Below are 10,255 nucleotides of genomic sequence, written 5' to 3'. Positions count from 1 at the left end.
TAGGCTTTTGATTTTGATCTGACAGCCGAGAGAGGACTACAATCCCCTCCCCGCCTCAACGGCCGATCTGCCCCGCCCATGTTGACCTGCTCCGTACACCCGCTGCCCTACCGCGCCAATCCCGCCGACTATTTCGCGGCCATCCGCAACGCGCCTGGCGCCGTGCTGCTCGACAGCGGCCGACCGAGTGCCGACCGTGGCCGTTATGACCTGCTCAGCGCCTGGCCGCTGGAACAACTGGCGGTAATGCCGGACGAAAGCGGCGATCACTTCCTGCAGCGTCTGCGCGACAATCTGAATCGCCTCGGCGAAGCTGATTTGCCAACGGGTTTCGACCTGCCCTTCGCCGGCGGTTTGATCGGCTATCTGAGCTACGACTTCGGCCGCCATCTGGAAAACCTGCCGAGCCAGGCCCGCGATGATCTGCAATTACCGGATGCACGTTTTGGCCTGTACGCCTGGGCACTGATCAGCGATCACCAGACGGCCAGCAGTCAACTGGTGTTTCATCCATCCGTGATCGATAGCGAGAAACAGCGGCTGATCGCGCTGTTCAGTCAGCCGCTTGTCGAGTTGATGGCGCCGTTCAAACTGAACCAGCCAATGACCGCCGATCTCTCGGCTGACAACTACCGTCAGGCCTTCGAACGCATTCAGCATTACATTCAGGCCGGCGACTGCTATCAGGTCAACTTCGCCCAACGCTTCCGCGCTTCGTGCCAGGGCGACCCATGGCTGGCTTACTGCGCATTGCGCAAGGCCTGCCCAACGCCGTTCTCCGGTTTCCAGAGCCTGCCCGATGGCGGCGCCGTGTTGAGCCTGTCGCCAGAGCGCTTCGTCAAAGTCAGCCAGCGTCAGGTGGAAACCCGGCCAATCAAAGGCACTCGCCCCCGTGGCCTGACGCCAGCCGAAGATACCGCGAACGCCGCCGAACTGCTGGCCAGCCCCAAGGATCGTGCGGAAAACCTGATGATCGTCGACCTGCTGCGCAACGACCTCGGCCGCACTTGCCGCATCGGTTCGGTGCGGGTGCCGGAGTTGTTCAGCCTGGAAAGCTATCCGAACGTGCATCACCTGGTCAGTAGCGTCACCGGTGAACTGGCCGATGATCGCGACGCACTGGATTTGATTGCCGGCAGTTTCCCCGGCGGCTCGATCACCGGCGCGCCGAAGATTCGTGCAATGCAGATCATCGATGAACTGGAGCCGACCCGGCGCGGGTTGTATTGCGGCTCGTTGCTGTACCTTGACGTGCGCGGCGAGATGGACAGCTCCATCGCGATTCGCAGTCTGTTGGTCAAGGATGGGCAGGTGTGTTGCTGGGGCGGTGGCGGGATTGTCGCTGACTCGGATTGGCAGGCTGAGTATCAGGAGTCGATCACCAAAGTCAGAATCCTCCTCGAAACCCTGCAAAACCTCTGAGTAATGATCGTTCCCACGCTCCGCGTGGGAATGCAGCCCGGGACGCTCCGCGTCCCATCCAAAGCCGAACGCGGTACGTCCGTTGAGGCATTCCCACGCAGAGCGTGGGAATGATCGTCAGGTGGTTGGGTTTACAGGCTGAGGTCGCGGTTTGAGGCCTTAAGGAATTCCTGCTTCAACTCGGCAAAGGTGTGCACCGCGGGGAACTGCGGGAACTCGCGAATCACATTCTCCGGCGCGTGGAACAGAATCCCCGCATCCGCCTCGCCCAGCATCGTCGTGTCGTTATACGAATCCCCCGCTGCAATCACCCGGTAATACAGGCTTTTGAACGCCAGCACCGACTGGCGCTTGGGATCTTTCTGACGCAACTGATAGCTGGTCACCCGCCCGGTTTCGTCAGTGATCAGACGATGGCAAAGCAAGGTCGGGAAGCCCAACTGGCGCATCAGCGGCTGTGAAAACTCGTAAAACGTATCCGACAGAATCACCACCTGAAAGCGCTCGCGCAGCCAGTTGACGAACTCCACCGCGCCGTCCAGCGGCTTCAGTGTGGCGATCACTTCCTGAATGTCCGACAGCTTCAAACCGTGCTCATCGAGGATGCGCAAACGTTGCTTCATCAGCACGTCGTAATCGGGAATGTCCCGGGTGGTGGCCTTGAGGGATTCGATTCCGGTTTTTTCGGCGAAGGCGATCCAGATTTCCGGCACCAACACCCCTTCAAGATCCAGGCAAGCAATTTCCACAAGACACTCCCGTTTGTATTGATTATTTGAGTCGAGCGATGCCGAACTCTAGCGACTCACAGGCAGACGCGCAACGCACGGCAGGCCCCCGAGCCGTGCAGCTTTTTGTTACCATCGGCCCCATATAGAGCGCCCAGCGCCACCGACCTGTAGGAAGCCGCCCTGATGAGTGCAACGTTCGACGTCGTGGAACTCGCCACGACCTATGCCAACAAATCCGCCCAGGACATTCTCAAACTCGCGTTTGCCGAGTTCGGCGATGACTTGTGGATATCTTTCAGTGGCGCCGAGGATGTGGTGCTGGTGGACATGGCCTGGAAGCTCAACAAGAACGTCAAGGTGTTCAGCCTCGACACTGGCCGTCTGCACCCGGAGACCTACCGCTTCATCGATCAGGTACGCGAGCACTATAAGATCGACATCGAACTGGTGTCGCCGGACTACACGAAACTGGAGCCGTTCGTGAAGGAAAAAGGCCTGTTCAGTTTCTACAAGGACGGCCACGGCGAATGCTGCGGCATCCGCAAGATCGAACCGCTGCGGCGCAAACTGTCCAGCGTCAAAGCCTGGGCCACCGGCCAGCGCCGCGACCAGAGCCCGGGCACGCGTAGCGCTGTGGCGGTGATGGAAGTCGACACGGCGTTCTCCACGCCGGAGCGTACGTTGTACAAGTTCAACCCGTTGGCGCAGATGACCAGCGAAGAGATCTGGGGTTACATCCGCATGCTCGAACTGCCGTACAACAGCCTGCATGAACGCGGCTTTATCAGCATCGGCTGCGAACCATGCACCCGTCCGGTGCTGCCGAACCAGCACGAGCGCGAAGGTCGCTGGTGGTGGGAAGAGGCGACGCAGAAAGAATGCGGGTTGCATGCAGGGAATATCATCAGCAAAGCGTAACTCCCTGCCGCGCTGATTCCCCCTGTAGGAGTGAGCCTGCTCGCGATAGCGGTGTCTCAGTCTATGAATTTTTTGGCTGATACACCGCTATCGCGAGCAGGCTCACTCCTACATGGATTTGTAGCGACCCCAGAAATGTGTACACACGAATGTCACCATCGGTGCCATTTATGTGTGCACTTTTTACTTTCAGCGCCCTGAAAAGTTACATCCCTGCCAAAAGCCCCTCGCCTCCGCCCGCCATCAAAATCCCCCGCCAAAAATAAATACCTGTTCGAACGGTCAATTTTTAACCAGCCAATTTCAAAGACTTAGCACTCATCGATAACTTTTCGAAATGAACACGGCCGCCTATAGATCCGCAACTGGCACAAATCTGGCTTTGGTGCATGCATGTTTTGTATACAAAACTGCAAAACATAAAACCACTTTCGATCCGCAAGCCTGAAGCGCCCTATCCCGTACAGGCTGCAGATGCCCCGTAACCAGTGATGCTTTCACTGCTGCGACGAAGATTTGTCGAGCCTGACGGCTTATGCACAGTCATCGCAGCCTTGAACATCAGGAGCCTGCCGGAATGCGTACAAGTCTCTCCAACAACATCGCGCTGAATCTGCCCGCCTCTGTCCCCGCTCAACCGTTACCTCATGACGGTCTGAGCGAGCCGTTACAACTCAGTCCGCGCCTGCACAACAATGATCTCGCGCCGACCAAGGCCGAAGGTCGGCGCTGGGGCAAATACAGCATCTTCGCCCTGTGGACGAATGACGTGCACAACATCGCCAACTACTCGTTCGCCATCGGCCTCTACGCCCTGGGTCTGGGTGGCTGGCAGATTCTGCTGTCGCTGGGGATCGGCGCGGCGCTGGTGTACTTCTTCATGAACCTGTCCGGTTACATGGGGCAGAAAACCGGCGTGCCGTTTCCGGTGATCAGCCGGATCAGTTTCGGCATCCACGGCGCGCAAATTCCTGCACTGATCCGGGCAGTAATCGCCATTGCCTGGTTCGGGATTCAGACGTATCTGGCGTCAGTGGTTTTCCGCGTACTGCTGACTGCCGTGCATCCGGGCTTCGCCGAGTACGACCACGACTCGATTCTTGGCCTGTCGACGCTGGGTTGGGTGTGCTTCGTGGCGATCTGGTTTGTGCAGCTGGCGATTCTGGCCTATGGCATGGAGATGGTTCGCCGTTATGAAGCGTTTGCCGGGCCGGTGATTCTGCTGACCGTGGCCGCCCTCGCCGCGTGGATGTACTTCCAGGCGGACGCGACCATCGCCTGGTCGATCCGCGAACCGCTGACCGGTGGCGAGATGTGGCGCAACATTTTTGCTGGCGGCGCGTTGTGGCTGGCGATCTACGGCACGCTGATTCTGAATTTCTGCGACTTCGCCCGCTCTTCGCCGTGCCGCAAGACCATCAAGGTAGGAAACTTCTGGGGTTTGCCGGTGAATATTCTGGTGTTCGCTGCGATTACCGTCCTGCTGTGCGGTGCGCAATTTCAGATCAATGGCCGGATCATCGAGAGCCCGACCGAGATCATTGCCTCGATTCCCAACACCTTCTTTCTGGTACTCGGTTGCCTGGCGTTCCTGATCGTCACCGTGGCGGTGAACATCATGGCCAACTTCGTCGCCCCGGCCTTCGTGCTCAGCAACCTGGCGCCGAAGTACCTGACCTTCCGCCGCGCCGGGCTGATCAGCGCCACCATCGCCGTGTTGATCCTGCCGTGGAATCTCTACAACAGCCCGTTGGTGATCGTGTACTTCCTGTCTGGCCTCGGCGCCCTGCTCGGCCCGTTGTACGGCGTGATCATGGTCGACTACTGGTTGATCCGCAAAGGCCGGATCAACGTGCCGCAGCTCTACAGCGAAGATCCCAACGGCGCCTATTACTACAGCCGAGGCGTCAATTTCCGCGCGGTGGCGGCGTTTATTCCTGCGGCGTTGATTGCCATCGTCCTGGCGCTGGTCCCGGGTTTCCACAGTGTCTCGCCGTTCTCCTGGCTGATCGGCGCCGGGATCGCCGGAATGCTCTATCTGATCATCGCCAAACGCCAACCGCACTACGCCGACATCAGCGGCGAATTGATCGCTGTCGACAACGTCTGCCATTAACTCCCTCGCGGCCCGGACTTCGGGCCGCAGAACTGCCCGCTATAAGGATTTCCCCATGCGTATTCTCGTGGTCAACGTCAACACCACCGAATCCATCACCGAAGCCATCGCCCGCTCGGCGCAGGCTGTTGCGTCACCCGGTACCGAAATCGTCGGTTTGACGCCGTACTTCGGTGCCGACTCGATTGAAGGCAACTTCGAAAGCTATCTGGCGGCCATCGCGGTAATGGATCGGGTGATGTCTTACGATCAGCCGTTCGATGCGGTGATTCAGGCCGGTTACGGCGAGCACGGCCGCGAAGGCCTGCAGGAATTGCTCAATGTGCCGGTGGTGGATATCACTGATGCGGCGGCGAGTACGGCGATGTTTCTCGGCCATGCCTATTCGGTGGTGACCACGCTGGATCGCACCGTGCCATTAATTGAGGATCGGCTGAAATTGTCCGGTCTGTGGGATCGGTGTGCTTCAGTTCGGGCCAGTGGTCTGGCCGTTCTAGAGCTGGAGCACGAACCGCAGCGTGCGCTGGAAGCGATCGTGCATCAGGCTGAACTGGCGGTGACGCAGGACAAAGCCGAGGTGATTTGCCTGGGTTGCGGTGGCATGGCCGGGCTGGATGAACAGATTCGTCGACGCACTGGCGTACCGGTGGTGGACGGGGTGACAGCAGCGGTGACGATTGCGGAATCGCTGGTGCGCTTGCGCTTGTCGACGTCGAAAGTGCGGACTTATGCAACGCCACGGCCGAAGAACATCATTGGCTGGCCGGGGCGGTTTGCCCGCTGAGGTCATCAGCGAAAACCGAGTCAACCCATTCGCGAGCAGGCTCGCTCCCACAGGGGAAATGCACTCCAAATGTGGGAGCGAGCCTGCTCGCGAAGGCCACACCTCGGTCTGATACCTTGCTCAGATAGCACTGAACCGCCGCGCCAACCCCTGCTCCGCAAACTGCTCAATCACATAATCGACAAACGCCCGAGTCTTGCCCGGCAACAACTTATGCTCGGCGTAGTAAATCGAAATGTTGCCATCATCGACAAACCATTCCGGCAGCACTCGCTGCAACGTCCCCGCCTCCAGATACCCGACCGCAAACGGCATGCTCACCAGCGCGATGCCCAAGCCTTGTGCTGCTGTCCTGCAAGCGGCCTCGGAATCACTCATGGTCATCCGCGCCTTGAGCATCAACGGCTGACAGTTCTGTGGATTGCGTCCGGTCAATTGCCAGGAACGCACGCGTCCGGTCTGCGGCGAGCGGATCAGAATGCCGTCGTGATGATTAAGGTCATCCGGCTCGATGATCGGCGGATGGGCCTGTAAATAGTCGGTAGACGCGACCAATATCCGGTGCGCCGGGCTCAGCTTGCGCGCGATCACGCCTTGCGGCAGTTCGAAACCGCCACCGATGGCCGCATCAAAGCCCTGGGCGATCAGATCGACCTGTCGATTATCGAAATGCCAGTCCGGATTGATCGCGGGGTAGCGCTGCAGAAACTCACCCAGCATCGGCACGATATGCAGACAGCCAAACGCGGCGCCCATGCTGACTTTCAGCGTTCCCGCCGGCAGCCCTTCGACGCTGGAGAGATTGGCCACGGCATTTTGAATGGTGGTCAGGCTACCGCTGACTTGATCCAGAAACAGTTGTCCTGCCTCGGTCAGTGTCAGGCTGCGTGTACTACGCTGGAACAGCCGCACGCCGAGCCGAACCTCGAGTTTGGCCACACTTTTGCCGACGGCTGCCGGGGTCAGACTCAAGCGTCGTGCGGCCTCGGCAAAGCTGCCGACTTCGGCACTGCGCACGAAGCATTCAATGCTGCTGAAGGTTTCCATGATCGCCACTATAAACTTCTGGTTTACACAGACTATAGCAATCATGGTCTACACAGTTGTCGATACTACGCCGATACTCGCCACCAACACCAAGGCACTCCCGCCTTCAACACTCTGGAGATCGAACATGACCACTCAACACCTCGGCGGCAAAGTCGCTCTGATTCAAGGCGGTTCCCGTGGTATCGGCGCAGCCATCGTCAAACGTCTGGCCGCTGAAGGCGCTGCAGTAGCCTTCACTTACGTCAGCTCCGCGGCGAAAGCCGAAGAGTTGCAGAACAGCATCACCAGCAACGGCGGCAAAGCCCTGGCGATCAAGGCCGACAGCGCCGATGCCGCCGCCATCCGCCACGCCGTCAGCGCCACGGTCGAAGCCTTTGGCCGCCTCGACATTCTGGTCAACAACGCTGGTGTGCTGGCTGTTGCACCGCTGGAAGACTTCAAACTCGAAGATTTCGACCAGACCGTGGCAATCAACATTCGCAGCGTTTTCATCGCTTCCCAGGAAGCCGCCAAGCACATGGGCGAAGGCGCACGCATCATCAACATCGGCAGCACCAACGCCGACCGCATGCCCTTCGCCGGCGGCGGTGTGTATGCGATGAGCAAATCGGCGCTGGTCGGTTTGACCAAAGGTCTGGCCCGCGACCTCGGTCCTCGTGGCATCACCGTCAACAACGTGCAACCCGGCCCGGTCGATACCGACATGAACCCGGCGCACGGTGATTTCGCCGAAAGCCTGATCCCGCTGATGGCGGTCGGTCGTTACGGCAAAGCCGAAGAAATCGCCAGTTTCGTTGCCTATCTGGCAGGCCCGGAAGCCGGTTACATCACCGGTGCCAGCCTGACCATAGACGGTGGTTTCGGCGCCTGATTTATCTGAGTCGACTGAACGAAAAACGCCGCCCCTCTGTTTACACAGGGGCGGCGTTTTTTTGTCAGATGTTTACGCCCATTCCAGCGCCGGCAAGCCACAGGCACTTGGCGTGAACGCTTTCAGGCTACGAAGAATCCCGTCAGCGTGTGCGTATTTTTCATCGGCCATGGCGGCATCGGGGATGGCGATCGCGGTCATGCCGGCGGCTTTCGCGGCGGTCACACCGAACGGTGAATCCTCGAACACCAGGCAATCCTCAGGTGCCACGCCCAAGCGTCGGGCAGCGGTCAGAAAGATATCCGGCGCCGGTTTGGCCGCGCCAACTTCCGGATCGTCTGCCGTGACAATGAAATCGAACAGCGCGAACCAGTCGCGGTGCAGCGTGGTTTTCTGGCCGAACGACTGACGCGAGGAACTGGTCCCCACGGCAATCGGGATGTTGTGCGCCTTGAGATGGCGGATCAACTCTTCGGCACCCGGCATCGCTTGTGCGGTGGGAAAACGCTCGCGCATCAGCGGCTCGCGAATCACCAGAAATTCTTCGGCGGTGATCGGTAGATCCAGTGCCTGCACCACGTAATTGGCCAGATCGTTGGCCCCGCGACCAATGATGTTCTGCTTGATGCTCCAGTCGAAAGTGCGCCCGTAACGCTGGGCAATCAGCGAGGTGACTTCGGTGTAAATGCCCTCGGTGTCCAGCAGCAAACCGTCCATATCGAAAATCACGGCCTTGATCGGGCCGAACGCCTTCAGCGGTGCATTCATCATCGGATCCGTTAACAAAGACATCCCGGGCGGCACGGTTGGTGCCGCTACGCGGATCTGATTAAAGGGTTCAGCAGCATAACGAGCGCGACGGACATTGAGCAACGGGCAATGTTTGTTGGGCGATGAACTACTCGCGGATATTTAGCGAAACATCCTACAGATAACACCTACTCGCCCGACTTCTTTCCTGATTGATCCCCCGCAAAGTCCCCGCACCTTTTTGATGTGCGCGAGAGACTGCGAATGCTTCCAACCGATCGGCTTCTGGTCCTGAACAACAGCATCGGCCTGCTCGTTGTTGCTGCTTTGAATCCCGATGAGCCGGACTTCGAACACCTGATCCGCGAGTTTCACCTGTGTCTGAACCACTACGACGCTTGGGCCGAGCAGTTCTGGACCGGGACCGCGCTGGATGTCGAGCAGGTGTTTACTGTCGGCAACGACGTGCGCCTCAGCGCGCCGATCAAGTCGCGTCAGCCGCTCAGTTCATCGGTGGTCATGTGCCCGGCCAGCGGGGCGCTGACGCTGGTGCACATGTTCGACGCCGCGCGGTTTGTGCCGATTGGCGATACCCCGGTGACCCTCGAGCCGGTGCTTGCCGATGTCGGCGGCGTGCTGACTTTCGGCGAAGCGCTGCATTACACCATCGGCCCCAGCGGCATTCTGCAGGTGACCGACTGCGATCGGGGCCAGCGTTATCGCATCACCTTCTTTCCCGATGTTTCCACCGACCATGTGCGTGCTCTGTATGCCTCTTATCAAGGTGTCATTGCAGGCCTGGAGGGCTGGCTGCGCTCTGAGTGGGCAGGGTTTCAACCACAGTGGACGGAGTTTTCCAGCGCCGGATTTCTTGAGCGTTACGGTCAGCTGCAACAGGCCGACTGGCGTGGATTCGAGAAAGCACTGAATGGTGTTTGGGATGACATCCGCCAGGTATTCGCCCTGCTCGCCGATTTGCAGGCCAACAGTGAAAAATTGCTGGAATACCTCAGCGAGGCCGAGCTTGAGGCGTTGTTGAATGCCTCCAGCGACGCCATTGCCAACGGTCTGCTGGTCCTCAGTGACGAACCGCTGCTGTTCATTCATCTGGCCGCGTTTACCAGTTGGCTAAAGATGCTCCCGCCGCAGTATCTGGCTGAAGTGGTGGCCGAGGTGCGGGCCGAACTGCTGATCGGTTTTCTGCTGACGTCGTTGTCGGGTGGCGTCGGCGTGCCACTGCGTTTGAGCAGCAAAGTGCTGGCGAAGATCAAGTCGCCCCGGGCTCGAGAGTGGTTGGCGGCATCCGCGTTGCGGTTGGCGGAACTGACTTCTGCGCCGGAGCTGAATAGACACGCGGGCGCGTTGAAGCCACTGATGTTTCACGCGCGTGACGTTGAGTTGAAACCGACACCGTCGATACCGCTGAACATTCGTCAGGCCGATTCGCTGGTGTTGACGGTGCCGAATCCGGCGCCTGTGGTGCGGGACAAGCCTGGCGCTTCGAGTCGAATGGAACGGCATGAGCCTCACGACGACTCGCCGGATCAGGCGAAAAACCCCAACGGCGACAGCGCCGATTGCGTGCCCTTCACCTGCACCAACGGCTGCCCGGT

General features: G+C 59.3%; 8 protein-coding genes and 1 pseudogene. 6 read left to right on the top strand and 3 right to left on the bottom strand.

Going from position 1 to position 10,255, the window contains the following annotated elements:
• The first annotated feature begins 78 nt into the window (after positions 1 to 78).
• On the top strand, positions 79 to 1,422 hold the full coding sequence (gene pabB / locus PMI23_RS00045) for an aminodeoxychorismate synthase component I (protein ID WP_007916442.1): 1,344 nt from the start codon (positions 79 to 81) through the stop codon (positions 1,420 to 1,422).
• Positions 1,423 to 1,553: 131 nt separating this feature from the next.
• On the opposite strand, the gene thrH is transcribed toward pabB, so the two are convergent.
• Complete coding sequence (thrH, locus tag PMI23_RS00040) at positions 1,554 to 2,171, bottom strand: bifunctional phosphoserine phosphatase/homoserine phosphotransferase ThrH (RefSeq protein WP_007916444.1); 618 nt, start codon at positions 2,169 to 2,171, stop codon at positions 1,554 to 1,556.
• A 165-nt stretch (positions 2,172 to 2,336) separates the two neighbouring features.
• Here thrH and PMI23_RS00035 point away from each other — a divergent pair, with 165 nt between their 5' ends.
• The 3 genes from PMI23_RS00035 (at position 2,337) to PMI23_RS00025 (ending at position 5,971) form a co-directional block, all read left to right on the top strand.
• Positions 2,337 to 3,071, top strand: coding sequence for a phosphoadenylyl-sulfate reductase (locus PMI23_RS00035; RefSeq protein WP_007916446.1), 735 nt, complete (start codon positions 2,337 to 2,339; stop codon positions 3,069 to 3,071).
• Between the two features lie 577 nt (positions 3,072 to 3,648).
• Positions 3,649 to 5,187 (top strand): NCS1 family nucleobase:cation symporter-1, encoded by a 1,539-nt coding sequence (locus PMI23_RS00030; RefSeq protein WP_007916447.1) that lies wholly within the window; start codon positions 3,649 to 3,651, stop codon positions 5,185 to 5,187.
• 55 nt (positions 5,188 to 5,242) lie between these two features.
• Positions 5,243 to 5,971 carry an aspartate/glutamate racemase family protein gene (locus PMI23_RS00025; protein WP_007916448.1) on the top strand — a complete coding sequence of 243 codons (729 nt, stop codon included), beginning with the start codon at positions 5,243 to 5,245 and terminating at the stop codon, positions 5,969 to 5,971.
• Between the two features lie 120 nt (positions 5,972 to 6,091).
• On the opposite strand, the gene PMI23_RS00020 is transcribed toward PMI23_RS00025, so the two are convergent.
• The gene (locus PMI23_RS00020; RefSeq protein WP_042704851.1) at positions 6,092 to 7,018 is read right to left on the bottom strand and encodes a LysR family transcriptional regulator; all 927 of its coding nucleotides are present in this window, start codon (positions 7,016 to 7,018) and stop codon (positions 6,092 to 6,094) included.
• A gap of 127 nt (positions 7,019 to 7,145) precedes the next feature.
• Here PMI23_RS00020 and PMI23_RS00015 point away from each other — a divergent pair, with 127 nt between their 5' ends.
• Entirely contained in the window at positions 7,146 to 7,892 is a 747-nt protein-coding gene (locus tag PMI23_RS00015; protein WP_007916450.1) for a 3-oxoacyl-ACP reductase family protein, read from the top strand.
• A 72-nt stretch (positions 7,893 to 7,964) separates the two neighbouring features.
• Here the strand turns inward: PMI23_RS00015 and PMI23_RS00010 are convergent, their stop codons facing one another.
• Positions 7,965 to 8,660, bottom strand: coding sequence for an HAD-IA family hydrolase (locus PMI23_RS00010; protein ID WP_007916451.1), 696 nt, complete (start codon positions 8,658 to 8,660; stop codon positions 7,965 to 7,967).
• A 246-nt stretch (positions 8,661 to 8,906) separates the two neighbouring features.
• Between PMI23_RS00010 and PMI23_RS00005 the strand changes: the two are divergent.
• Positions 8,907 to 10,255: pseudogene (locus PMI23_RS00005) on the top strand (type IV secretion protein Rhs); the annotation flags it as partial.

The sequence above is a fragment of the Pseudomonas sp. GM24 genome, from assembly GCF_000282235.1.
GTDB lineage: Bacteria > Pseudomonadota > Gammaproteobacteria > Pseudomonadales > Pseudomonadaceae > Aquipseudomonas.
The sequence above is the reverse complement of the archived record's forward strand: the minus strand, read 5'-3'. Positions and strand labels throughout refer to the sequence as shown.

Coding starts and splice junctions, on each gene's coding strand:
- pabB (WP_007916442.1), top strand. CDS start 79: ATGTTGACCTGCTCCGTACACCCGCTGCCCTACCGCGCCAATCCCGCC.
- PMI23_RS00035 (WP_007916446.1), top strand. CDS start 2,337: ATGAGTGCAACGTTCGACGTCGTGGAACTCGCCACGACCTATGCCAAC.
- PMI23_RS00030 (WP_007916447.1), top strand. CDS start 3,649: ATGCGTACAAGTCTCTCCAACAACATCGCGCTGAATCTGCCCGCCTCT.
- PMI23_RS00025 (WP_007916448.1), top strand. CDS start 5,243: ATGCGTATTCTCGTGGTCAACGTCAACACCACCGAATCCATCACCGAA.
- PMI23_RS00020 (WP_042704851.1), bottom strand. CDS start 7,018: ATGGAAACCTTCAGCAGCATTGAATGCTTCGTGCGCAGTGCCGAAGTC.
- PMI23_RS00015 (WP_007916450.1), top strand. CDS start 7,146: ATGACCACTCAACACCTCGGCGGCAAAGTCGCTCTGATTCAAGGCGGT.
- PMI23_RS00010 (WP_007916451.1), bottom strand. CDS start 8,660: ATGAATGCACCGCTGAAGGCGTTCGGCCCGATCAAGGCCGTGATTTTC.